The sequence below is a fragment of the Clostridium chromiireducens genome, assembly GCF_002029255.1.
Taxonomy (GTDB): domain Bacteria; phylum Bacillota; class Clostridia; order Clostridiales; family Clostridiaceae; genus Clostridium; species Clostridium chromiireducens.
In genome coordinates, this window is the sequence record NZ_MZGT01000002.1 from 102,337 (window position 1) to 127,234 (window position 24,898).

19 protein-coding genes are annotated in these 24,898 nt (G+C 29.9%); 17 read left to right on the top strand and 2 right to left on the bottom strand.

The genetic code is table 11. The features are described from left to right. The first annotated feature begins 121 nt into the window (after positions 1-121). The 3 genes from CLCHR_RS00995 to CLCHR_RS01005 all read left to right on the top strand — a co-directional run bounded on the left by CLCHR_RS00995 (position 122) and on the right by CLCHR_RS01005 (position 3,576). Positions 122-1,579: a glycoside hydrolase family 1 protein gene (locus tag CLCHR_RS00995; protein ID WP_079437792.1), complete on the top strand. Its 1,458-nt coding sequence runs from the start codon at positions 122-124 to the stop codon at positions 1,577-1,579. Positions 1,580-1,907: 328 nt separating this feature from the next. Continuing rightward, positions 1,908-2,774 (top strand): Cof-type HAD-IIB family hydrolase, encoded by an 867-nt coding sequence (locus tag CLCHR_RS01000; RefSeq protein WP_079437793.1) that lies wholly within the window; start codon positions 1,908-1,910, stop codon positions 2,772-2,774. Between the two features lie 76 nt (positions 2,775-2,850). After that, entirely contained in the window at positions 2,851-3,576 is a 726-nt protein-coding gene (locus CLCHR_RS01005) for a MurR/RpiR family transcriptional regulator (protein ID WP_079437794.1), read from the top strand. Between the two features lie 287 nt (positions 3,577-3,863). On the opposite strand, the gene CLCHR_RS01010 is transcribed toward CLCHR_RS01005, so the two are convergent. Further along, complete coding sequence (locus tag CLCHR_RS01010) at positions 3,864-6,551, bottom strand: sigma-54-dependent transcriptional regulator (protein ID WP_079437795.1); 2,688 nt, start codon at positions 6,549-6,551, stop codon at positions 3,864-3,866. A gap of 443 nt (positions 6,552-6,994) precedes the next feature. On the opposite strand from CLCHR_RS01010, the gene CLCHR_RS01015 reads away from it, so the two are divergent. The 14 genes from CLCHR_RS01015 to CLCHR_RS01080 all read left to right on the top strand — a co-directional run bounded on the left by CLCHR_RS01015 (position 6,995) and on the right by CLCHR_RS01080 (position 22,860). After that, positions 6,995-7,315 carry a PTS lactose/cellobiose transporter subunit IIA gene (locus CLCHR_RS01015; RefSeq protein ID WP_079437796.1) on the top strand — a complete coding sequence of 107 codons (321 nt, stop codon included), beginning with the start codon at positions 6,995-6,997 and terminating at the stop codon, positions 7,313-7,315. 150 nt (positions 7,316-7,465) lie between these two features. Then, complete coding sequence (locus CLCHR_RS01020; RefSeq protein WP_079437797.1) at positions 7,466-7,774, top strand: PTS sugar transporter subunit IIB; 309 nt, start codon at positions 7,466-7,468, stop codon at positions 7,772-7,774. A 268-nt stretch (positions 7,775-8,042) separates the two neighbouring features. Further along, complete coding sequence (locus CLCHR_RS01025; protein WP_079437798.1) at positions 8,043-9,380, top strand: PTS sugar transporter subunit IIC; 1,338 nt, start codon at positions 8,043-8,045, stop codon at positions 9,378-9,380. Between the two features lie 336 nt (positions 9,381-9,716). Further along, on the top strand, positions 9,717-11,036 hold the full coding sequence (locus CLCHR_RS01030) for an ABC transporter substrate-binding protein (protein ID WP_079437799.1): 1,320 nt from the start codon (positions 9,717-9,719) through the stop codon (positions 11,034-11,036). A 190-nt stretch (positions 11,037-11,226) separates the two neighbouring features. Next, the gene (locus CLCHR_RS01035; RefSeq protein WP_079437820.1) at positions 11,227-12,066 is read left to right on the top strand and encodes a carbohydrate ABC transporter permease; all 840 of its coding nucleotides are present in this window, start codon (positions 11,227-11,229) and stop codon (positions 12,064-12,066) included. A gap of 109 nt (positions 12,067-12,175) precedes the next feature. After that, positions 12,176-13,036, top strand: a complete 861-nt coding sequence (locus CLCHR_RS01040) for an ABC transporter permease subunit (protein WP_169896720.1) — start codon at positions 12,176-12,178, stop codon at positions 13,034-13,036. A gap of 199 nt (positions 13,037-13,235) precedes the next feature. After that, on the top strand, positions 13,236-14,222 hold the full coding sequence (locus tag CLCHR_RS01045; protein WP_079437800.1) for a glycosyltransferase family 2 protein: 987 nt from the start codon (positions 13,236-13,238) through the stop codon (positions 14,220-14,222). Between the two features lie 40 nt (positions 14,223-14,262). Next, positions 14,263-15,126, top strand: a complete 864-nt coding sequence (locus CLCHR_RS01050; RefSeq protein ID WP_079437801.1) for a LicD family protein — start codon at positions 14,263-14,265, stop codon at positions 15,124-15,126. Positions 15,127-15,400: 274 nt separating this feature from the next. Next, positions 15,401-16,384 carry a glycosyltransferase family 2 protein gene (locus tag CLCHR_RS01055; RefSeq protein WP_139376192.1) on the top strand — a complete coding sequence of 328 codons (984 nt, stop codon included), beginning with the start codon at positions 15,401-15,403 and terminating at the stop codon, positions 16,382-16,384. A 76-nt stretch (positions 16,385-16,460) separates the two neighbouring features. Beyond that, a complete protein-coding gene (locus tag CLCHR_RS01060; protein WP_079437803.1) occupies positions 16,461-18,323 on the top strand; it encodes a polysaccharide biosynthesis protein in 1,863 nt (620 codons plus the stop codon). 2 nt (positions 18,324-18,325) lie between these two features. Next, positions 18,326-19,825 (top strand): O-antigen ligase family protein, encoded by a 1,500-nt coding sequence (locus CLCHR_RS01065; protein ID WP_079437804.1) that lies wholly within the window; start codon positions 18,326-18,328, stop codon positions 19,823-19,825. A gap of 239 nt (positions 19,826-20,064) precedes the next feature. Beyond that, the gene (locus tag CLCHR_RS01070; protein WP_207652296.1) at positions 20,065-21,348 is read left to right on the top strand and encodes an acyltransferase family protein; all 1,284 of its coding nucleotides are present in this window, start codon (positions 20,065-20,067) and stop codon (positions 21,346-21,348) included. Between the two features lie 257 nt (positions 21,349-21,605). Beyond that, positions 21,606-22,088 carry an RNA polymerase sigma factor gene (locus CLCHR_RS01075; RefSeq protein WP_079437805.1) on the top strand — a complete coding sequence of 161 codons (483 nt, stop codon included), beginning with the start codon at positions 21,606-21,608 and terminating at the stop codon, positions 22,086-22,088. Beyond that, positions 22,081-22,860, top strand: a complete 780-nt coding sequence (locus tag CLCHR_RS01080; RefSeq protein WP_079437806.1) for a hypothetical protein — start codon at positions 22,081-22,083, stop codon at positions 22,858-22,860. The genes CLCHR_RS01075 and CLCHR_RS01080 overlap by 8 nt, the downstream gene beginning before the upstream one ends. A gap of 437 nt (positions 22,861-23,297) precedes the next feature. Here CLCHR_RS01080 and wecB read toward each other — a convergent pair whose 3' ends face one another. Next, a complete protein-coding gene (gene wecB, locus CLCHR_RS01085) occupies positions 23,298-24,362 on the bottom strand; it encodes a non-hydrolyzing UDP-N-acetylglucosamine 2-epimerase (protein ID WP_079437807.1) in 1,065 nt (354 codons plus the stop codon). Positions 24,363-24,898 lie beyond the last annotated feature (536 nt).

A 24,898-nucleotide genomic window follows, 5' to 3' on the forward strand; every position in this document is an offset into this window, starting at 1 on the left:
AATTTTTAGGAATAGAAATAATATCATATATTTTGATGTGTGTTTCACTATTAGCAGTTGCGAACCAGATAAAAATAAAGACTAACAGTATGGAAGTAGTACAAGTTATAGGAGGAATAGAATGTTAAATAAATTTACAGGTTTACCAAATGATTTTTTATGGGGAGGAGCAACGGCGGCAAACCAATTTGAAGGTGGATATAGAGAAGGTGGAAAGGGTCTTAGTACTGCAGATGTTATGACTGGTGGTACACATACTACTCCAAGAAGAATAACACCAGAATTAGAAGAAGGAACGTATTACCCAAGTCATGAAGCAATAGATTTTTATCATCATTATAAAGAAGACATTAAATTATTTGGGGAAATGGGCTTTAAGACTTTTAGATTATCAATAAATTGGAGCAGAATTTTTCCAAATGGTGATGATCTGACTCCGAACGAAGAAGGTTTAAAATTCTATGATGATGTTTTTGCAGAACTAAAAAAATACAATATTGAACCATTAGTTACAATCTCTCATTATGAAACTCCGTTTGGATTAACTAAAAAATACAACGGATGGGCTGGGAGAGAAGTTATTGAGTGCTATGTTAGATATTGCGAAACTATATTTAAAAGATATAAGGACGTTGTAAAATACTGGCTTACATTTAATGAAATTAACTGTTTAACAATGCCATTTGGTGCAGTCATGGGTGGTGGAATATTATTAAATGATGGTGGTGAGCTTGCCTTTGATAAAGAAACTGATGATAGCAAACAAATAAGATTCCAAGCACTTCATCATCAATTTATTGCTAGTGCAAAGTCTGTTAAATTAGGACATGAAATAAATAAGGATTTTAAAATAGGATGTATGATTGCATATATGACAACATATCCATATACATGTAACCCAGAAGATGTATTTTTAGCTCAAGAAAGAGATAACTTAAATAATTTCTTATGTTCCGATGTTCAAGTAAGAGGAGCATATCCAGGTTTTGCAAAGAGATTCTTTAGAGAGAATAATATTGAAATAAAGATGGAAGGAAATGATGAGCAGATTCTAAAAGAAGGCTGTGTAGATTTCTATACATTTAGTTACTACATGTCAAACTGTTCAAGTACAGATTCGAATTTAGAAAAGACTTCTGGAAATATACTTGGAGGTGTAAAGAATCCATATCTTAAAGCAAGTGATTGGGGATGGCAGATTGACCCTAAGGGATTAAGATGGACACTAAATAATATCTACAATAGATATCGAATTCCACTAATGGTTGTGGAAAATGGATTAGGTGCTGTGGACGAAGCTCTCGCAGACGGATCAATTAACGACGACTATAGAATCGATTATTTAAGAGAACATATAGAAGAAATGAAAGAAGCAGTTAATGATGGAGTTGATTTAATAGGTTACACTCCTTGGGGATGTATAGATTTAGTGAGTGCATCAACAGGTGAAATGAAAAAGAGATATGGCTTCATTTATGTAAATAAAGATAATGATGGAAATGGAGACTTAAGCAGATCAAGAAAGAAGAGCTTCTATTGGTATAAAAAAGTAATAGAAACTAATGGAGAAGAACTTTAATAAAATATTAAAAGAGTATAAGGTTGATTACAGGCTAGAAATAATAAAATTCTAGCCTGATTTTATTTGTCTAACATGTTTTCTATGCTAAGAGGCTGAAAGATAATATCATAATTGAGATAAATGGAATGCAATTATAAATAAAAGTGTTTATTTAATTTTGGCTTTAGAATTTATAAACAACTACTACACTGGTTATAATATAAAAGCTAAGAGTAAAATACTTATGTGAAAAAATAATTGATTTTAGTATATAATAAAATTACAAACATTTTCATGAAAATATATGTTGGAGAATAAGTTAGTGTAAATATGGAGGAATTAATATATGATAAAGCTTATTGCATCAGATATGGATGGGACATTACTTAATAATAATCATAAGATACCTAAGGAGAATTTGGAAGCTATAAAAAAGGCACAAGAAATGGGAGTTAAATTTGCAATTTCAACTGGTAGAATGTATGAAGATGTGAAGCCGCTGCTTGATGAGTGCAATTTAAGATGTCAATGCATAGTGCTAAATGGTGGAGAATATATAGATGAAGATGGAAATGTCTTAGAAGGTATTTACATAGGGAAAGAGGAAGCTAGAGAAATTATAAATATGATAATTAAAGAAAAAATTGTAGCTGAAATTTATACTAACAAAGGATTATACACAGTTAATGACAGAGAAGAAGCATTAACAGAAGTTGCATATAGAATAATAGCATTTGATCCAGATACGAGTTATGATGAGGCGGTGAAAATTGCTAGAAATCATCCCCACTTTATTAACTTAAATTATATTGAGAATATAGAGGGATTTTTAAACAGTGATGTGAAAATTGGAAAGTTTGTAGCCTTTTATAATGACGAAGAAACAACAGTCAAAGTAAAAGAAAAGTTGGAATCAATTGAGGGACTTGCTATTTCTTCAACTTTTACTAAAAACATAGAAATAAATAATAAAGAAGCTCAAAAAGGGCTCATACTAGCAAAAGTTGCGGAAAAAATGGGGATAAAAAGAGATGAAGTTATAGTACTTGGGGATAGTTTTAATGATTATTCTATGTTTACGGAGTTTACGGAATCATTTGCGATGAAAAATGCAATTCCACAAATAAGAGAAGCAGCTAAATATATAACTGATACGAATGATAATGCTGGAGTGGCTAAAGCCATTTATAGAGCTTTAAATATAGATAAATAACTTACTCTTAAAAACTATGTGTAAATAAGGTATACTTAAAATAAGCAGATGTGATGAAAGAAGAGGTTTATTATTTATGTTTAGTTATGAAATTATCCAAAGTTTTAATGATATAGAATTATCACTATATAGATACATAATGAAAAATATTGGAAAGGTATCTTACATGAGGATTAGAGAGTTGGCAGACGAGGCACACGTATCAACTACAACTATTTTAAGATTTTGCAAAAAAGTTAATTGTGAAGGATACTCAGAATTTAAGATAAAGCTAAAAATGCATGTTGAGAGAAATGAATTTGAAAAAGTAAATAATGATACTTCTGTGATAGTAGATTTTTTTAAAAAATTAGATAACAGTGAATTAGATAGGAAATTAAACATACTTTGTGACAATATAAAGCAAGCTAGTAACATCATATTTATAGGAGCAGGAACATCTGGAATCTTATGCAAATATGCGGCAAGATACTTTTCATCAATAGGTAAATTTGCCATGTATATTGATGACCCTTATTTCCCAAGAAACTCTAAGTTTTATGAAGATTCAATTATTATAGCAATATCAGTTTCGGGAGAAACTCATTCAGTTATTGATCATATAAGCAACCTAAAAAGAGAGAATAGCACAGTTGTTAGTATAACTAATACTGAGAATTGTACTATAGCAAAAATATCTGATTTAAATATTTCATATTATATACAGCAAGAAAAACTAGGAATCAGCGATATAACTACTCAAATACCTGTGTTATATATAATAGAAAGTATTGGAAAAAGGCTACATAATAAATTTATATGATAAATAAGGTAAAGGTATTGCACAATTTTCATGTGGTTCCTACATTAAAACGATATAAATTGTTTTGAAGACCATAAATGTTCGTCATTAAGGGTATTGATAAACAGAGAAATATACAAATACTTGCCTAAATATGATTCACTTTAAATTTACACTAAACAAAGAAATGGAATAGATGTTTTTGTGCAGTCTTCAAAGAACCGAAGCAAAAACATCTATTCCATTTCGTTTTTTTGTGAGTAAACTTAAAGTATCATAACACAGAAAGTATTTTTATATTTCGATTGTTATTCACCTTCATTCAATGAAGGTTCAGTATTAAGTAATAGATTCATTAAATAGCAAACTTCATCATCGGATATATCTATTTTATATTTAGCACTTATAAAAGATAAATTCTCTCTAATTATATTATATAAATTGATGTTTTCAGCTATATAACTATCTTTTTCAGGATAATTCGCTTGATTATCTTCATTTCTTAATTTACCTACAACAAATGATAAGTGAAGTACAAAACCAACAGTGTTTTCATCTGGTAGCTTAATTGAAAGTGTATCTTGTAGTGTATTTAAGAAATAGGTTACATCACGATACAGTTCAACACTATCTATATTATATATATTCTCCTTTATGATTCTTGGAATATTAATCATAGTTGTTTTAGAATCTATTGCAGCTTGTAATTCTTTTAGTACATCCATATTAAACACTTCATACATTGTATATTGTTTTAATGGCGAGTCTACAGGGAAAGATGATACAATAAATAATATCTCATTTTGCTTCTGAAGATTAATTATCTTTTGCTTAAAATATTTTTTATCTAAACAATTTAAACACACAATTTCAAAGTAATCCTTATTAATCCTAAGGTTACTAAGTAAGAAGTTCTTAATTGCAATTGCAGCACCTTCACCAGTCAGGCAAGCTGTTACTATTAAAACCTTATCTGAGTCTTCAGAAGTAGTGTTTATATTTTTATGCATTTCCACATAAGAATTTACCATTAATACATCATTATAAATTTCATCTAAAGACGACCCAATAAGTGCTTTTCTAGCAGCCTCTAATACATGAAGGGTTGAAACAAGAGAAATTACTTTAATATCAACTTGGAATTCTTTTTTTATGACATCTGCAAATGTTGTTAAAGATCCCATATCAACTAGCAATAAATAACCAGATGAAGTTGGATTTTCTTGAATACCAATTTTTAGTTTTTCTAATACTTTTGATGGAGCAACATCTATTGGAGCATTTATTGGGATTATATAATTCTCTCCAAGCAGTTTGTTAGAAACATCAGCCATGGAAGTTGCAGTAGATTCTCCATGAGCAATTAGAATAACTTTCACCTTATCTTGAGATGTATCATTAAAGGTATTGTCTGGTATTAGAAATAGTGTTAAATATCCAGCTTCATCTATTGGAATTGATTTATTAATAGTATTTTCTATAATTTCTTTAACTTCAAGTGCAACATTAAACTCTGCAGGATAAAGATCTTTTATTTTATTCAAATTAGTGTTTATTATTATTTTGTCATTGTTTATTCTGTTAATTAGTGTGTTAATATGCAAGGCAAAAGCGGTGTATAAATTACTGTCAAACTCTACAGGGAGTTTTCGAGTTAAATGACTTACTATGCTGTCAATGCACTTTAATATATCTTCGTCAATAATAGTTAACAAGTTTTGTTTGCTTGTTTCCTCGGATACTTCTGAATTATTTTTGTTAAAATGCTTTGCTATATCCTTTTCAAGAATATTTTCAATATCAATATCTGAGATTTCTAAAGATTTTAGCTTTTCAAGTTTACTTTCTATAAAGTTATAGATTGTATTATCTCCATTATTAAATATAGTGTTTGTGTCTTCAGTGGAGCCATTGAATCTAAAATATTCAATTTCTTCGCTCATAAGTTTATTCCATAAAACTCTATGTTCTTTCTCTTTATAAAGACCTTCTTTAATATAATGAGGTAGAGCCTTACTATGGATTCTTACATCACGTCTTATATTTGTTAGAAATTCCGAATATGCTTTTGCACAAAGCAACTGAACATCACTCTTCAATTGACCTATATTATTAGGACAATCATAAGAAAGTAGTGCTCTAAGAGAGTTCAATGATACATATATTTCTTTATTTAAACGAATACTCTCATATTTAAAGAAGCTTTTAATTAAGAATAACCTTTCATCCAAAGTTCTTTCTTTTAGAGAGGGAATATTAATAACAAGAGGAATTCTTCTGGTAAAAGTGTTCAACAAAGCAGAGTTTGGATCTTCAGTTGTAGCTGAGATTATTAATACATCGGATTTTCTGGTTTCGGAATCACCGATACGTCTGAAAGTACCTGTATCTAAAAATATAAAGAGAGCTTCCTGACCTTCAGGAGGCAATCTATGAATTTCGTCTAAAAATAAAATCCCACCATTAGCTTCTTCTATTAATCCAACCTTATCTGACTCGGCTCCAGTATAAGCACCTTTTTTTACTCCAAAAAGCTGAGAAGTCAAAAGTTGAGGATTATTAGTATAATCTGCACAGTTAAACACTATAAAAGGAGAATTTTCTGTTTTTACTTTCATTTCTAAAGCATAATTGTGCATAAGAGAAGCAAACATAGACTTACCTACACCTGTCCCACCTAATATCAAACAGTTCATGCCTTTAGGTGGATATAGTATAGCAGCTTTAGCTTGTTCAACAGAATCCTTAAGTGAAACATTATTTTTAGCTAATAAATCTAATTGAGACTCATTATTTTGTATTTTGTTTTCTGAAAGAAAAAACAATACGGGCCTGCCAATTGATTTATATAATTTACCTTCTTTGCAGAGCTCGTTTAACTCATGACTTAAATTTGCTCTAGTCATATTAACTAGCGGCGCTAGTGTTTTAGTATCTATACCTTCTGAAGAATTTAATTGTAGAAGTTTTTGATAAACTAAATCTTTTTTAGTCATTATATATCCTCCTATATAAAATTTAATTTGTAGATAACGTGATAGATTAAACATTTTCATACACTATAATGAAAATTATGGAATGGGTTCATAATTATAGTAAAAAAATATAATTATAAACAAACATTATTTCTATAGTGTTTTCATACAGTTTGAAAAATATTCAAACACTATATATAATTATAAAACACTAACTGGATTAAGTAAACACATATCTTGAAATAAACAAAATATATATTTTGAGATAAATAAAAGTTATGTCTTTTTAAAAGGATTATGGTAGCTATTTTGCTTGCAAGTGTTGAAATACCTAGATTTATAGAAAATAGATAAGTTTTAAACAGTAAAAAAATAAAAAAAAATAAAATAATTAGTAGTGTTTGGCACGGGTATTGCTATATATAATAGCATAAGGCAATAAAGCATGAATTGGAGGAGTAGAAATGGATCAATTAGAAATGGCAATAATGAATATCATAATTAATGCGGGAGATTGCAAAAATCACGCTTACATGGCACTTGGCATGGTAAACGAAGGAAAATATGAAGAGGCTGAAGAGGAAATGCAATTAGCTAATGATGCATTAGCAAAAGCACATGATTCACAAACAGAAATGCTTCAAAAAGAAGCTGCGGGAGAAAAAGTAGAATTATCAATATTGTTTGTTCATGCACAAGATCATTTAATGACATCAATAACAGAAAAGAATTTAATCGAACAAATTATTGAGTTAAGAAAAGTTGTAAACACTTTAGTTAAATAATACTTAAAAAACTATAAGAATTATTCAAGACAAACTACACCTGTAAATGTTATGAAAACACTAATACGATAAATATATTTTTAAAATAAACACAAAATTATAAATATATATTCAAATTATGTAATTAAAATTAATAAGGAGGACAAAGATATGGTTACAATCAAATTATTCTGCGCATCAGGAATGTCAACAAGCGTTTTAGTTAATAAGATGAAGGAAGCAGCTAAAGCTAAGGGGGTAGATGCAGAAATTATAGCATTTCCAGAAGCTCAAATGGATAAACATTTAGAAAGTATGGATGTTGCCTTACTTGGACCACAAGTTGGATATACTTTAGGAAAGGCAAAGAAACTTTGTGATCCAAAAGGAATTCCAGTAGAAGTAATTCCAATGGTTGATTATGGAATGATGAATGGAGCTAAGGTTTTAGATTTGGCATTAAACTTAATTAAAAAGTAGAAACACTTGTTGTTTTATATACTATAGAATTAACATGATAATCCTAAAGCTTTTATAATAACAGATGTTTAATAAAATTTTTTGATGATAAGAAAAACATTAAATTATAGTAATAGAACATGTGTTATATAAAAGTAGATCAGAAGAAAAGGATTACTTTATTAAAATTATAATTAATAACTAAACTTAAAGCGGTAATAATAGCAAATTTTTATTTGTAATTATTCATATTATAATCAGATTTTAATTTTTAAGGGGGAATTTTATTATGTCAATGAGTCAAACGTTGAACGAAAAAGTAATACCAGTAGTTATGAAATTCGTTAATCTTAAAGGGATTCAAGCATTAAAAGATGGTGTTTTATACACAATGCCATTACAAATAATAGGATCTTTGTTCCTATTAATAGCTTGCTTTCCAGTAAAAGCATTTACTGATTTTATGACTGCTACATTTGGAGCGGGATGGACTGATCCATTATTTAAAATTCAAGGTAATACAATGAATATTATGGCACTTGTTTCTGTTATTTCGATTGCTTATGTTTATGCAAAGAATGAGGGCTTTGAGCCTTTATCAGCTGGAGTAATGTCATTATCTGTATTCTTAATTACAACTTCTGATAGCGTTGCATTTACTCCAGAAGGAACAAAAGACGTATTCCAAGTTGGTGGCGTTATTCCAAAAGGTTGGACTGGCGGTCAAGGTATGGTTACTGCAATTATAATTGGTTTAGTTGTTGGTGCTACTTATTCATGGTTCATGAGTAAAGACATCAGAATTAAGATGCCTGAAGGTGTTCCAGCTGGTGTAGTTTCAGCATTCTCAGCCTTGATTCCAGCAGCAGTGATGTTTACAGCAGCAGGAATTATTTATGCGGCACTAAAATGGGGATTAAATACAACATTTGTTGAATTAATTTACAAAGTTATTCAAACACCACTACAAGGTGTATCAGATTCACTAGGCGGAGTTATAGTTATAGCATTCTGTATTCCATTCTTATGGTGGTTTGGTGTTCACGGTGCAACTATTATGTCTGGTATAGTTGGAAGCTTATTAGGAGCAAATATGTTAGCTAATGCAGAACTTCAAAAAGCAGGAACTTTAGATCTTGCACATGGAGCTCATATAGTAACTTCTCAATTCTATGATAACTTTATCAATATGGCAGGTTCTGGACATACTCTTGGTTTTGTTCTTTGTATGTTATTGTTTGCAAAATCAGCACAATTTAGACAATTAGGTAAATTAGCAGTAACACCAAACTTATTCAATATAAATGAACCAGTTTTATTTGGTACTCCAGTAGTAATGAATCCAATCATGGCTGTACCATTCATAGCTTGTCCAATAATAACAGCAGTATTAATGTATCTTGCAATTGCAAGTGGATTACTTGCACCAATGGGAGGAGTAACTCCACCTTGGACAGTTCCACCAATTATCTCAGGTCTATTAATAGGTGGTATTCCATATGCATTAGCACAATTGGTTATATTAGCAATAGATACAGCTATATATCTTCCATTCTTTAAGAAAGCAGATGCTATGGCTTATGCTGATGAATTAGCTGCTCAACAATCACATGGTGTTGAAGCTTAATAAAATTAATTAGCCCTTTTATTAACAATTTAAAAATATATAAACTGAATATTTCGATGAATTAGAAAAAGACTTGGCATTTATATAGATGCTAAGTCTTTTTCCTTTTTTGGGATTTTTATCATTATTTTTAATGAACATATTGAGTTGAACATAGAACAGTGCTAAACTAAAATTGTTCATAAAATGAACTGAATGAAATTCCAATGAAAGGAAAAGTAAAAATAAGTACATAAAGAATATTTTTAATTAAGTGTATAACTAATTTGATAAAGAGTTTGATTTTGCTACTTATAGTATATTTCAAATTGAATAATAAATTATGGGGGTAATTTAATGAATAATATTATTAAAAAGATTTTTTCCGTTGGTTTAGTTTTAATGATATCAGGAAGCCTAATATCTTGTGGAGGAGTGAGTAAAAGAGAAGTAAAGAAAACTGCTAATGGAAAGGTTGAAGTTGAATATTGGTATGGTCTTGGGGGGAAACTTGATGAAAATATGCAAAAAATAATTGCTGATTTTAATAAATCTCAAGATAAGTATGAAGTTAAGGGAGTAGCACAAGAAGATTACAAGACTACATTTAAGAATTTACAAGCTGGAATAGCAGCTAAGAAAAGTCCAGCACTTGCTTTATTAGAAGGCGATAAAGTTTATATGCTTGCTAATAAAGGGTTATTAACAAATATAAATGATTATACAAGTAAAGATACAGATTTTAAAGAAGAAAACTATTTAGAATCATTTTTAGAAACTGGGAAAAAAGACGGTAAGCTATATGCATTCCCTATATATGGTACAACACAACTTTTATACTATAATAAGCAGGCCTTTAAAGATGCAGGAATTACTGAAGAATCATTGAAAACATGGACAGGAGTCGCAGAAGCAGCTAAGAAACTTACTAAAAAAGATGGAACAGAAGTTTCATACTATGGATGGGAACCTATGTGGGGTGAAGATAATTTAATTGATGCTGCCTTAAGCAATGGTGGAAAAATATTAAGTGATGACGGAAAACAAGTACTAATTAATTCAGAGGAATGGGTTGAGTCTTGGGATAGCTTTAGAAAGTGGATTCATGAAGATAAAATTATGAGAATTCATTCAGGTGGACAAGGTTGGGAATATTGGTATGCAACAGTTGATGATGCTATGAAGGATAAGGCAGCTGGATATACTGGGTCATCAGGAGATCAAGGGGATCTTGATTTTAATAAATTAGGTGCATATGAGCAGCCAGCGTTTAAAGAAGGTAAGCAAGCAAAACCAATTGCAGAAGCAAGACTTTTAGCTATTCCAAGTGGAGTTAGTGATGAAGAAAAACAAGGTGCATATGAATTTATTAAATATTTTACATCAGTAAAGGTTAGTGCTGAATGGGCAATAGATTCTGGATATATTTCAGTAAATAAAGGTAGTGCATCTACACCAGAATTTATAGATTATGTAAAGAAAAATCCTCAAGCAGCAGTTCCAGCCACTCAAGCAACTCATGCTACAAAAGTATTTATAGATCCTACAGATGGAAAGATTATTGATGCACTTAAAAATGCAGCTGATAAAGTGGAAATAGAAAATGTACCTGCTAAAGAAGCTTTAGATGAAGCTCAAAAAATTGCACAAGAAGCACTTAACTCAGTTAACAAGTAACGCTTAGAAGTTAACAGTTAAGGAACAAAACCCAAAGGGATTTTGAAGAGAATTTTAGAATTCTTATTATGAAAAGCCTTTAAGGCTTTTCATACACAATTGTTAACTGTTAATTGAATAAGGGGGTGTGACATCGGTGGAGATTAAGAGTAGTATTAAGAGAAAAATTAATAAAAACTTATGTGTATTAATGTTTATTTTACCAGCTGTAATTCCACTTGGAGTATTTTGGATATGGCCAATGATAAAAGCTATTTTTATGAGTTTTACTGACTGGGATTATATGAGTTCAACTTATAATATGGTTGGTTCTAATAATTATATAGCTTTGTTTGCAGATAAAGCATTTTATAGTGCATTAAAAAATACATTTGTATTTACTATGGGAACCTTAGTGCCAACAATAGTTGGAGGGCTGGTTATTGCCATGGTATTGAAAAATAATATTAAAGGGTCTGCTTTATATAAAGCCATAATATTTTCTCCATGGATTACGCCAACAGTAGCTATATCTATAGTGTGGAGTTGGATTTTTGAACCTAAATATGGTTTTGCTAATTATATATTACAATTCTTAAATTTGCCGAAATTACAATGGTTGCAGAGTTCAGATACAGCAATGATATCTGTTATAATTGTTACGGTTTGGAAAGGCTTTGGCTGGGCTATGGTATTTTATTTAACAGCTTTAGAAAAGGTACCAAGCCATTTATATGAAGCGGCAGCGATTGATGGAGCTAATAATTGGAATAAGTTTGTAAGTATAACTCTACCACTTATATCACCAACTACATTTTTCTTAAGTATAATAACAACAATTAATTCACTTCAAGCCTATGATCAAATTCAGGTTTTGACGCAAGGGGGGCCAGCAGGAAGTACAAGAACTATACTATATATGTACTATCAAACTGCTTTTGAAAATTTTAATATGGGTCAGGCAACTGCTATGGCAACTGTGATATTAATTATAATAGCTATGCTTGCAGGAATTCAATTTATTGCTTCAAAGAAATGGGTTCATTATTAAATTTAATAGAATAATAAGTAGAAAATATTTATTTAGATTTAAAGAGAGGGAATATAAAGTAGTGGATATAAATGTTAAAAAGAATCTTGAAGAAATAGAAGATTTAGAGATGAATTTAGAAATTATAAATAAACCAAGTGCATCAGAGATTATAGCAAATGGTATAAGACATTGTATATTAATTGGTATAAGTATTATTACATTTTTCCCTTTTCTATGGATGATAAGCAGTGCACTAAAAACAAAGGATGAAGTATTTAATTTTCCTCCAGTATTAATTCCAGCAGTACCGCAATGGAATAATTTTATACAGGTATTTAAAGAAGCACCTTTTGCAGTATATCTTGGAAATAGCTTTTTTGTTGCATCTATAGAGGTTATATTTCAGATTATAAGTGCAGCTATGATTGCATATGCTTTAACTCAATTCAAATTTAAAGGCAAGAAAATTTTATTTGCAGTAGTAATGGGGACATATATGCTGCCTTCAGCAGTAACATATGTTCCATGTTACATGATACTTGCAGATATAAATTTAATTGATACATTAATTGGACTTATAATAAGCAATTTAGCAAATGTATTTGGAATATTCTTAATAAGACAGGCATTTATGCAAATAGATAGAAGTTTAGTAGAAGCAGCAAGAATGGATGGTGCCTCTCACTTGAAAATATTATTAAAGATTATGTTCCCATTAACGAAACCAACTTTTATAACATTTGGATTGATTAGTTTTGTAACATATTATAATGAATATATGTATCCATCTCTAATAACTAAAAGTCCAGAAAAGTTTTTAGTTTCAGCGGGGCTTAGGCAGTTTTTTATACAAGGAGGAGCCTATGGAATAAAGTGGCCAGAGATAATGGCTGCAAGCACACTTACTGTATTGCCTCTATTAATTTTATTTTTAATTGCCCAGAAGTGGTTTATGCAAGGTGTGAATGATAGTGGTGTAAAAGGATAGATAAATAGAAACTAATTTGAATAATATATAAACTGTCTTAAATTTAGATGAATTTCTAAGGAGAGACAGTTTTTTTGTGGTATAATTAAACAAGGATTTATTGTATTAATATGTATTATAAAATAATAAGCCAATATGTTTAATTATTTGGTATATTATTTTATTTGATGTGCGCATAATTTGAAAGGAATGACTAAATATGGATTTTAAGGTTAGTGTTATTGTTCCGGTTTATAAGGTTAGAGACAGAATTTTAAGAACATTAGATTGTTTAAAAGCACAAACCCTTAAAGAATTTGAAGTTTTATTTATTGATGATGGATCTCCAGATGATAGTAGTGAGTTCGCTAATAATTATTTGAAAGACTCACATGTTATCTATAAGATAATAAAAAAGGAAAATGGTGGGGTCAGTTCAGCTCGAAATTTAGGAATTGAGAAGGCAAAAGGTGAATATATTCAATTCTTAGATTCAGATGATTATATAGATAAAGATATGCTTAAGGATTTGTATAATGCAGCAGATAAGACAAATAGTGATGTCGTTTATTCTGGGTATGTGTTTGAAGAAAGTAACAGAAAAGAAATTTCTAATAATATAGATAGCTTAAAAAATGGTGAATTTACTGGAAAAGAATCTGCTCTTGGGCTCATATATGGGATTTCACATACTCATATAATGGCTAATTTATTTAAACGTTCACTTTTGATGGAGAAAAATATAAGGTTTGATGAAAATAGAAAATTTGCAGAAGATATAGCTTTTGAGATTAAAGCTTATGCTCATGCTAGAAAAGTATGCTGTGTAAAAAAAATATATTCACATTATGTTAAATGGGGAGAATCTGTTACAAATAATGTGTCTCTAAATTTTTTAGATATCTACTATTCTAACATTGAAACTTTAGATTACCTAAAGGTTCGGATTAAGGATAAAGATTTAGAAAAAGCAATGATTCAAAGCAGAATACCAGCGGCGATAGTTAATATAGTTGCTGCATTTGCAAGTAAAAAAGAATTACGTGAAGAAATGTATAGATTTATTAAAGATCAAAATGTGAGAAATGATTTGAGTAAATATAAAATGTATAGATTAGAAAAGGATAGATTAAAGTACTTTATTTTAAGTAAAATGATTTTATTTAAACCAAGTATGATTGAAAAGTATTATGGAAAGAGATCTTAACCTAATTTAAAGGTATTGATAAATGAAAGGAATTTAGGTAATGAATAAAGATAATTGTACATATAAAAGAGAAGATTATGAAGATTTATCTTTGAGAGATGCTCAAATGATTATGGTTGATATTTTAGAAGAAGTTCATAAATTATGTGAAAAGCATGAACTCAAATATTTCCTTGATGCGGGAACGTTGATAGGAGCCGTTAGGCATAAAGGATTTATTCCTTGGGATGATGATGTTGATATTGGTATGCTAAGGGAAGATTTTAATAAGTTTTTAGAAATAGCTAAAAAGGAACTTCCAAAACATTTATTTCTGCAGACTTTTGAAACTGATGAGTATTATGATGTTTATCCTGTGCCATGTAAGATTAGGTATAATGATACAATGTTTCTAGAAGAAGGCGCAAAAGAAAACTATGAAATGCATAATGGTGTTTACATAGATATATTTCCTTATGACAGCTTGCCTAAACATAATTTTATATACAAGATTCAGAGAGCACTTAGCTTTAATATCTTAAAAAGTTATAAAAGACTTAGAGATATACCAGAGAAACTAAGCTTTAAAAATAAGATAACTTTCTCTTTTTATAAATTAGTTGTTAAGATGTTTCCTAATAAAAGAAGGTTGAAATTTTTTAAGTTTTTAGTTAAGTGGAATGATTCAAAGTCAGAATACATGGGATATGGTGTGGATACTTACTGGAGCGAATATGTATATAAAAAGTCCGATTACTTTGATCTGGCTAAGTTAGAGTTTGAAGGAAAGTTTTTTTATGCGCCAAAAAATTATCATGCCATTTTAACTCAGTTATATGGTGATTATATGACAATGCCAAAAGAGGAAGAGAGAGTATGGCATGCAAAAGAAATTAAAAAGCTAAAGGTGAAAAAAGTTATATAATCAAATAATTATTTCCTGAAAATTATTTAAAGGACTTGTAAGAAAACATAAAGTAATTCAATCAATGGTTATAAATATGAATTTTTGCTTAAGAAAAATGACTAATTATTGCATATAGCAAGCAATGTTAGTATAATTCAAAGAGAATATATATTTTAATTATTAGCAAATGAAATAGTGTTTAGAATTTGTTTAGATATTATTTTTTTAAGTGTGTTATCATTAAGTGTAAATGGCTAGACATCAGATAAAATTAGTAAAGGTAGTGAAAGAATTGGTAAATGTATCTATAATTACTCCTGTTTATAATGTGGAAAGATGCATTGAGAAGACAATAAGTTCAATTATAAATCAGAGTTCTAAAGATTTTGAATTTTTACTTATAGACGATGGTTCTGAAGATCTAAGTATTCAAATAGCAGAAAACTTACTTATAAACTCAGATGTAAATTATAGAATTATAAAACAAATAAATGGTGGAGTCAGTGTTGCAAGAAATAAGGGAATAGATGAAGCAAGGGGAGAATATATTTGCTTTTTAGATTCTGATGATTATATTCATGAAGATTATATTAAGCTTATGTATGAGAAAGCATCATCTTGCAATTGTGATTTGGTTTTTTGCGATTATGTTCAAGTTGATTCTAAAGATAAGATACTGGTTGAAAGTACCACTAGATTTTTAGAAAGCTACGTAAGTGGAAAAGAAGGTGCATTAAAACAGTTAAATTGTGATATTACTATTGGAATGGGAAGTGCATTATATAGAACTTCCATAATAAAAGAAAATAAATTATATTTTGACAGCAATAGAAAATATGCCGAAGATGTTGTGTTTACAGTTAAAGCATTACTTAAGATGAATAAAATTATGTCTCTTAATGAAGCTTTAATGTTTTATGTAAGATGGGATTCGTCAGTCACTAATTCAGTTTCTTTGAGACATCTTGATTGCTATTACTCATATGTCGATTTATTGAAGTATTTAGATTCACAGGGTGAAGTTAAAGAAATAAAGAAATTTTTAGTTGAATATAAAATTCCATATGCAATTTCTCATGTTTTTTCTGTTTTATCAAAAGATAAGAGTTTTCATGAGCAGCTTTTTAATTTTTTAGGTAAGAATGATGTTAAAAATTATTTGAGGGCTTATAAAATTCAAAAAATTAATAAAAATTACATTAGATATCTAGTTCAATGTAAGGGAATATTATATTTTCCAAATATTTTATTTAGGATTTTTAGTAACAGAGTTTAAGATTTTAGTAAGGCACATTAGACTTGTTATTTTCTTTCATGTGCCTAAAATCTTTCCAGATTGGAGGAAAGTTATATTGAGAAGTTGGAAGACATTAATGATTATGTTAATTGATTTATTTATGGTTAATATGGCATACCTTTTTTCCATAAATATAACGCAAAGCGGTGCATTCACAGAAATCGCAAAGATATATACTCATGATTGTATAGCTTTGAGTTTAATTTATTTAATATGTTTCTATTTATTTAAAATGTATGAAAGTCTATGGCATCTAACCGGTACAGATGAATTCTTATTAGGTGTGGGAGGAAATATTTTAGCAGGTGTATTATCGATTGGATATACTAGAATACTAGGAAATACTATTCCTTTAAACGTTTCTGTAGTAGGAATACTTTTAAGCATTTTCTTTGTATTAGGATATAGAATTCTTTATAGAGTTTATAGAAGAACGCTTTTGTACATACCATTTAAGTATTCATCAGATCAAAGGAGAGTAATGATAGTTGGGGCAGGTTCTGCTGGAACTATGATTATTAATGAGATGATGGCTAGAAGAGAACTAAAATACAATCCTATAGTTCTTATAGATGATGATAAGAATAAGCTTGGAAAGAGGATATCAGGTGTTAAGATTGAAGGTAACAGACATGATATACCATTTATTGCAGGGGAGCAGGAAATTGATTTAATTGTAATTGCTATTCCATCTCTTGATGCAAAAAACAAGGCTGAAATAATTGAAATCTGTAAAAATACTAACTGTAAACTGCAAATAATACCTGGAATGTATGAAATATTAAGTGGAGATGCAACTGTTAGTAGAATTAAGGATGTAGATTTAGAAGATTTACTTGGAAGAGATCCTATTCAATTAGATAATAAGGGGATTTCAGATTACATAGAAGGAAAAATTATATTAGTTACTGGGGGAGGAGGCTCTATTGGTTCTGAACTTTGCAGGCAGATAGCAGTATACAATCCTAAAAGGCTGATAATATTTGATATTTATGAGAATAATGTATATGATATTCAAAATGAACTTAGGGAAGAGTTTCCAGACATTAACCTTACTGTGTTAATAGGATCAGTTAGAGATAGAAAAAGACTACATGAGATATTTACTAGATATAAGGTTAATGTAGTATTCCATGCAGCAGCGCATAAACATGTACCTTTAATGGAAGATAGTCCTAAGGAAGCTATTAAAAATAATGTATTTGGAACACTGAATTTAGCACTAGAGGCTAGTGAAGCCGGAGTTGAGAGATTTGTTATGATCTCAACAGATAAAGCTGTCAATCCAACCAACATTATGGGAGCAACAAAGAGATTGTGCGAAATGATAATCCAGGCTATGGATAAGCAATCTAAAACAGAGTTTGTTGCAGTTAGATTTGGTAACGTACTTGGTAGTAATGGTTCAGTAATACCATTATTTAAGAGACAAATTGCTAATGGTGGGCCTGTAACTGTAACGCATAAGAAAATTATTAGATATTTTATGCTGATTCCAGAAGCAGCTCAATTAGTGCTTCAAGCAGGTGCATTTGCAAAAGGTGGAGAAATATTCGTTTTAGATATGGGAAAACCAGTTAAGATTTATGACTTGGCATGTGATTTAATAAAGCTTTCAGGTCTTGAACCAAATAAAGATATAAAGATTGTATTTACTGGACTTAGACCAGGAGAAAAATTATTTGAAGAACTTTTAATGAGTGAAGAAGGTTTAGAAAACACAGTTCATAATAAGATATATGTAGGAAAACCTACTTTTGAAGATATGCACAGCTTAACAACTAAACTTGAACAACTACAAAATTTATTAGAGCTTAATGATATAGGGGAAATTAAGCACCAAATGCAAAAAATTGTGCCAACATATCATTATAAGAATCAAGATGAAGTGGCGGCAGAGAATGCAGATAAGGAGTAGTCATGACGAAAGAAGACATAATTAGAAACAGTGTTTTGGCAATAGTATTTGCTATCAGCGGATTTATAGGGATAGCAAGTGGAAATTATTTAATAACTGCGATGTATATATTGACGGTGGCAGGAGCAGTAATTTTTGTACTTAGAGAAAAAGATTTATACAGCATACTCTATGCTGTACTTCTTGTATCTGCATTTTATGACTATTCTTTATACGTTCCCGGGATTGAGAATGTATATATGTTTCATATAGTTTTAGGTGTTTTTTCACTTTTGTCATTATACAAAGCATTTAAGGATAGAGATGTCTTAATGACATTAGATAAAAAGGTTTTAGCAATATATGTGATTTGGTTTGTTTATGCATGTGCTAGTATTACATGGGCTTTAAACAGGAGTTTATCTATTAAATATATAGCAATATATTTAATGATGTTTGCATTTATTGTTGATATGATGATTTATAACATAAATGGTGAGAGAATCAAAAAGACGATTAATCTATTACTATTTTTAATTTCCCTGGTAATTATTATTGGAATAGTAGAGGTTCTTTTAGGGCAACAGTTACCTATAAAGCACTACTATGACAGTTTCAGAGAGAGTTTGCCACAATGGCAGATTAACACTGTTGAAGCAAGACCAATAGCATTTTCCTTTAATACGAATAACTTGACAGCTACATTAGCAATAATGGCACCAATTTCTTTATTTGCAATTTACAAGTTCGATAATATATTTGCAAAATTGTGGTTTACATTGGTCTCGTGTATTGCGTTCTCATTAGTTGTTGTAACTACATCAAGGACAGGTTTTTTTGCATTTTTATTTGGATTTGCAGTGTTTATAATTTACTCAATATTAAGTGTAAAAAAACTGGGGATAAGGCAAATGATTTTTCCAATGATATTAGTGGCAGGATTTGCATTAGCGTATAATTATAGTACTTTACTATTACATATAAAGCCAGTAGAGGGCAATGAAAATCTATCAACTAGTTTATCAGGTAAACTACAATCGTTAGAAGGATTTACTGAAGGAGAAATAACTTCAGAAGGGTCTACACTGCATAGAATGGAAATTATAAAGACTGTAGTAAATGGTGTAATAAAAGATAAGAAATATCAAGGTTATAGTGTTGGTAATGTGGAGCAGCTTTTAAAAGAGAGAGGAAATACTGGATCAATATATAGTCCACATGCTTATCCAATTGAAATACTAGGTGATTTTGGATTGCCTGGTATAGCGTTATACGGAATATACTATTTGTATCTTCTTATAGGAAATTTAATTACAGGAATAAAGAAAAAGAGCGTTATGTGTTTTGCAGCAGTTGCCGGATTAATAGCATTTGCACCTGCAAGTTTTGGTCCTAGTTCGATTACATATGTCTTCTCGCATTGGATATTGATGGGATTTGCAGTGTCTTGTATGCAGGCATATAGAAAAGAAGGTAACGGATTTAAACCAACATCATCAATGAAAGAATATAGAATGATATAGATGCATAGTATTAGTTTTTAATAGTCAGAATGAAAAAATACCGTATTATCCACGAGGATATGATTTTCCTTAAAGTAAGACTTTAAAGGGATTCATATTATAAATGGATTTGCGGTATTTTTTATATTAATTTCGATTCAATTTATGTAATCTCATTTAGGATAATGTGGTATAATTACAAATGATTAGTGAATTTTAATAAGAGGGGAATTCAATAAAGAAGGGTGAAGAAATTTACTATGAAAAATCATATTAAAGTTAAGAATACTAAAGAATCGAAAATGAAAGTGGAATCAGGAGAAAGATTAATTGGCGCTGATGGATTGCGTGCTATTGCATGCTTATCAGTAATCATTCACCATTTATCTCAACAGTTAATTCCAAATAATCAGCCAAAAATAATTCAAGAACTTCAGAAATTTGGAATCATGGGGAATACAGGTGTAAGTATTTTCTTTATCTTAAGTGGCTTTTTACTTTCTTATCCTTTTTGGAGAAGTTATCTCAATAATTCCAATTACCCAAGCCTTAAAGTGTACTCATTGAGACGTGCAGCACGTATAATTCCTGGATATTATATTGCCATAGCCGTATCAGCATATATTATTATCGCGAATAATGTGACTGCTCAATATTTTTGGATGCGTGTAATTGCCGGAGTGACCTTTACATCCTGCTTTAATTATAAAACTTTCTTTCCATCAGAAATAAATGGTCCTTTATGGTCCATTAGTTTTGAAGTTTTTTGCTATTTTTTAATGCCTATATTTATGTATGGATTATTTAGGATTTATGGGAAAAAGAGAACGTTGTTCAAGGCATTTTCTTATTGGATGGGAGCTTTAGCCATTATTGTAGTTTTAAATAGATTTGTTCACTTACTATTTACTCCAGATAATGTAGAACGTGGATGGCAATATGGAATTGTTGGAGGAGCAAAATACTGGATGCCGAATTATAATCCAATAGCTCTATTTGGACATTTTTACTTTGGAATAATGGCTGCTGGTATCACAAATGCTTTATATAAATATTCTAATAAAATAGAAAAATATAAACAATCATATATATTTGACATAATTGGAATCATGGCTTTAGTAGTTGCGTTTATATTTCTTTGGGTCATGAGGGATAAACCTGAGTTTTCTTTCAGCATTCAGAATCAACCATACTTTTACCCTTTCTATCAAATACTAATAGCTGGAGCTTTAGCAATATTACCTCACACTAAATTTGTGGGAGGAATTGTTGATAATATATTTTTCCGCTATACAGCGAAGGTATCTTTCGGACTTTATCTTTGGCACTATATCTACATTACAATAGTCAAAAGTGTATTTATGAATACAAATGGTATGGCAATTACTAGTTTGGAGAAATGGGGCACTATGTCAGTAATGGTACTTCTTATGTCTTATATCACGGCAACTATATCTTATAAATTTATTGAAATGCCAGTTGTAAATTTTGCGAATAGAAGAATATTGATGGCTAGAAGCCAAAATAATAATATGTCTGCTTAATTCTTAGAGGGAATTCTCATTATAAGCGAATCATAAAGCGGCTTATGTCAATAATATATTAGTGAGTTAGGAATTTTTATTTTCAATTATTGAAGTAGGTATGCGCTATTATAGGTGCATACCATTTTATTTTTAGATTGTATATATATTCATAGAGATAGTAGTTTTACTACAAATTAGAATAAAAAATAAAATTTGTAGTAACAATGCAGTATTTTATTATTATATAAGGTATTAGTTATGAAGGGAGTTTGGGTATGTGCAATGAATTATTATTAACAGATGATGAAGTCTTAACTAAATATTCGGATATGGTATATAAACTTGCATTGTCACGAACTAGGACTATAGCTAATGCAGAGGATGTATTTCAAGAAGTTTTCTTAAGATATGTAAAAGTTAAAAACACATTTAGAAGTAACGAACATATTAAAGCTTGGCTTATAAGAGTGACTATTAATTGTAGTAAAAAAATTTGGAGTTCTGCTTGGTTTCGCCATACAGTTTCATTAGAAGAAAATATACAGTTCACAAGTGAAGAAAAAAGTTATGTATATTATGCTGTAATAAAATTGCCTTTAAAATATAGGACAGTAATTCACTTATATTATTATGAAGATATGTCTATTAGAGAGATTAGTAAGATATTGAATAAAAAAGAATCTACAATTACTTCTCAATTGTGCAGAGCGAGAAAGAATTTAAAGGAGCTTTTAAAAGGAGAATATTGCTATGATTAAAAAAATATATACTGAAAGTTGTGATGAAATACCAATAAAATCTGAACTTATAAAAGAGACCTTAATTAAAATGCAAAAAGATCAAGTATTATTATTTAGCTATACAAAATATTTACAATATGTAGGAGTTATTTCTGTAATAGGATTATTAATATTAGCAATATTAATATCGCCTAATTTATTTGGAAATAAGAATACATTTACTGTAACTGCGTATGCCAATGAAAGTGCCGAGTCAGAATATCAAGGTGTTAATATAACAAAAAGGGAAAGCCCAAAAATAAAATTAAAGAATGAATTTGATATGGCAGAGACTAGTAATGTTGATGAATATTGGAATGCATATACTGATTTAAGATTTAAGTGTGAAGGGGAAAATATAGAGACTATAACTCTTTCTACAGATAAGGGTGAGTTTATTAATAAAATAGCATTATCAAAAGATGATAATATAGATGGAACAGGCACTAAACAAGCAATGTGGCCTATTGACAAAGATGGTAGTGTTGGGGAGGGAACTGGATATATTCCACTAGGAAAAAGCTATACAGTTTCATATTCAGAGCAAAATAACAAACAGTATGGATTTGAATTTAAGATTAAGAAATCGAAACAACAGTTAGATAACAGTAAGGGAGAGGATATATATAATATGGCGCAGAAATCAAAAAATACTATTAGTATTATAGCAACATTCTCTGATGGGACTAAGCTGTCAAAGAAGGTAGAACTTACAATAGATGGGCAGAACCTATATTTTATTGAAAAATAATTATATGTGAAATACTTAAAGTGAAGCTATGAAGAACCTTACATTAAGATATTCCAGCAGCCTATTTTTCAATGTTAGCTTCACATATATGTATTCTATTTTTTGCCTTGGTATCACTTTAGGCATTTTACAATAGTTGGTATAGATAAGCAAGAAGATATATCTGTATCAAAAATTGCAAATATACTTGATTAAGCGTAATGTTACCACATAAATATAGCCTTACTTTAGGTTTACAGTTAAACAAAGAAATGGAATATATGTTTTTACGAAGCGTTCATTTAGAAGAATTTGCTGTCTATGATTCTTAGAATCATCCAGCAAGTTCTTCAAGGAACCGGAGTAAACACATATATTCCATTTCGATTATTTAGCTGTAAACTTAAAACATCCTCTCAACGCAAGTATTTTTATATTTTAAGTTCTAGGAAATATCTTTATTTTAAGTACGCTTCAATGATGTCTGTGATTATTGAAGAAGAATCTCCATTTCCGAAAGCAGAAGCTGGAGTACCAGTTGGATTGAAGTTTTCTATGGCATGCATAATCTTATTTGAATCACTTCCTACTATAACATTCCATCCATTATTGACAGTTTCAACCCATTCAGTTTCATCTCTCATAGTTATACATGGTTTCTTCAAGAAGTAAGCTTCTTTTTGAACTCCGCCGCTATCTGTAACTATTTTTAGAGAATTTTCTTGTAGTGAAAGCATATCTAAATACCCGACAGGATCTATGATATTAATATTTTCTCCAACGTGTAAGTTATATTCTTCAATAAATTTTTTTGTTCTTGGGTGAAGAGGAAGTAAAATTCTTTTTCCAGAATTACTTAGAGCGTTTATTATTGAAGTTAATCGTTCTATGCTATTTGTATTTTCAGCACGATGTATTGTTGAAAGTATATAGCTGTTAGGAGCCATATCTAGTTTTTCGAGAATAGTCGATACTTGTTTAGCTCTCTTCTTGAAAAGATTAACAGCATCATACATAACATCCCCAACATTGTGAACACCTTTGGTGATATTTTCATTTTTTAAGTTATTGACAGCAGTTAATGTTGGTGTAAATAATAAATCAGAAATATGATCGGTTAATATTCTATTTTGTTCTTCAGGCATAGCCTTGTTGAAGCTTCTAAGTCCTGCTTCTACGTGAGCAACAGGAATAAGCAACTTACTAGCACAAAGACTTCCAGCAAGAGTTGAATTTGTATCTCCATAAACTAAAACTATATCTGGTTTTTCTTTTAAATATATTTCTTCAAGAGCTATCAACATACTGCCAGTTTGATGGCCATGATTTGATGAACCAGTGCTTAGGTTATAGTCAGGCTTTGGAATCCCAAGCTCTTCAAAAAATATATCAGACATGTTATTGTCATAATGTTGTCCTGTATGTACTAAAATTTCACTATTTTCATTTCTTCTAATCTTGTTTGATACTGTTGCAGCTTTAATAAACTGTGGTCTAGCTCCTATAACAGTTAGTACCTTCATGTACTATTCCTCCTTAAATTTGAAAAAGTTATTAAACTAATTATATTACTTATTTTGTATACCTTTAAGCATTTGGCTAGGATACAGTATTATTTTAGCATATTATATGTATTAATCATACACCTGTAATTTATATGTAATAATCAATCTAGCAGCTATAAAATTTGAAGAACGTCTCTTTCCTGCTTTGTACTAACTGACAAGGTAAACAAGGGTCAAAATAATAGATAAATATTGAACTTGAGGAAGTATGAAAAAACAAACTTAGAGGAAACTTCAATTTTATCTTTTAAAAAGAAATCCGACTCACTACGTTCGCAGGATAAGTGATTCACACCAAATCAGAGATTTGGGTTCTCAACTTAAGGAAACTCGACTCACGTTCGCTCGCTGAGTAAGTTCGACTAGCAAAATTGTAGAAACATTGGATATGGAAAATATAAAAATAATATATAAGGAAGACCTATAGTTCTTTTTTAAAAGGAAACTCGACTCACGTTCGTTCGCTGAGTAAGTTCGGTTACCAAAATCATAGA

What these genes read in the sequence shown, in the direction of transcription:
- CLCHR_RS00995 (WP_079437792.1), top strand. Translation starts at nt 122, where the DNA reads ATGTTAAATAAATTTACAGGTTTACCAAATGATTTTTTATGGGGAGGA.
- CLCHR_RS01000 (WP_079437793.1), top strand. Translation starts at nt 1,908, where the DNA reads ATGATAAAGCTTATTGCATCAGATATGGATGGGACATTACTTAATAAT.
- CLCHR_RS01005 (WP_079437794.1), top strand. Translation starts at nt 2,851, where the DNA reads ATGTTTAGTTATGAAATTATCCAAAGTTTTAATGATATAGAATTATCA.
- CLCHR_RS01010 (WP_079437795.1), bottom strand. Translation starts at nt 6,551, where the DNA reads ATGACTAAAAAAGATTTAGTTTATCAAAAACTTCTACAATTAAATTCT.
- CLCHR_RS01015 (WP_079437796.1), top strand. Translation starts at nt 6,995, where the DNA reads ATGGATCAATTAGAAATGGCAATAATGAATATCATAATTAATGCGGGA.
- CLCHR_RS01020 (WP_079437797.1), top strand. Translation starts at nt 7,466, where the DNA reads ATGGTTACAATCAAATTATTCTGCGCATCAGGAATGTCAACAAGCGTT.
- CLCHR_RS01025 (WP_079437798.1), top strand. Translation starts at nt 8,043, where the DNA reads ATGTCAATGAGTCAAACGTTGAACGAAAAAGTAATACCAGTAGTTATG.
- CLCHR_RS01030 (WP_079437799.1), top strand. Translation starts at nt 9,717, where the DNA reads ATGAATAATATTATTAAAAAGATTTTTTCCGTTGGTTTAGTTTTAATG.
- CLCHR_RS01035 (WP_079437820.1), top strand. Translation starts at nt 11,227, where the DNA reads ATGTTTATTTTACCAGCTGTAATTCCACTTGGAGTATTTTGGATATGG.
- CLCHR_RS01040 (WP_169896720.1), top strand. Translation starts at nt 12,176, where the DNA reads ATGAATTTAGAAATTATAAATAAACCAAGTGCATCAGAGATTATAGCA.
- CLCHR_RS01045 (WP_079437800.1), top strand. Translation starts at nt 13,236, where the DNA reads ATGGATTTTAAGGTTAGTGTTATTGTTCCGGTTTATAAGGTTAGAGAC.
- CLCHR_RS01050 (WP_079437801.1), top strand. Translation starts at nt 14,263, where the DNA reads ATGAATAAAGATAATTGTACATATAAAAGAGAAGATTATGAAGATTTA.
- CLCHR_RS01065 (WP_079437804.1), top strand. Translation starts at nt 18,326, where the DNA reads ATGACGAAAGAAGACATAATTAGAAACAGTGTTTTGGCAATAGTATTT.
- CLCHR_RS01070 (WP_207652296.1), top strand. Translation starts at nt 20,065, where the DNA reads ATGAAAAATCATATTAAAGTTAAGAATACTAAAGAATCGAAAATGAAA.
- CLCHR_RS01075 (WP_079437805.1), top strand. Translation starts at nt 21,606, where the DNA reads ATGTGCAATGAATTATTATTAACAGATGATGAAGTCTTAACTAAATAT.
- CLCHR_RS01080 (WP_079437806.1), top strand. Translation starts at nt 22,081, where the DNA reads ATGATTAAAAAAATATATACTGAAAGTTGTGATGAAATACCAATAAAA.
- wecB (WP_079437807.1), bottom strand. Translation starts at nt 24,362, where the DNA reads ATGAAGGTACTAACTGTTATAGGAGCTAGACCACAGTTTATTAAAGCT.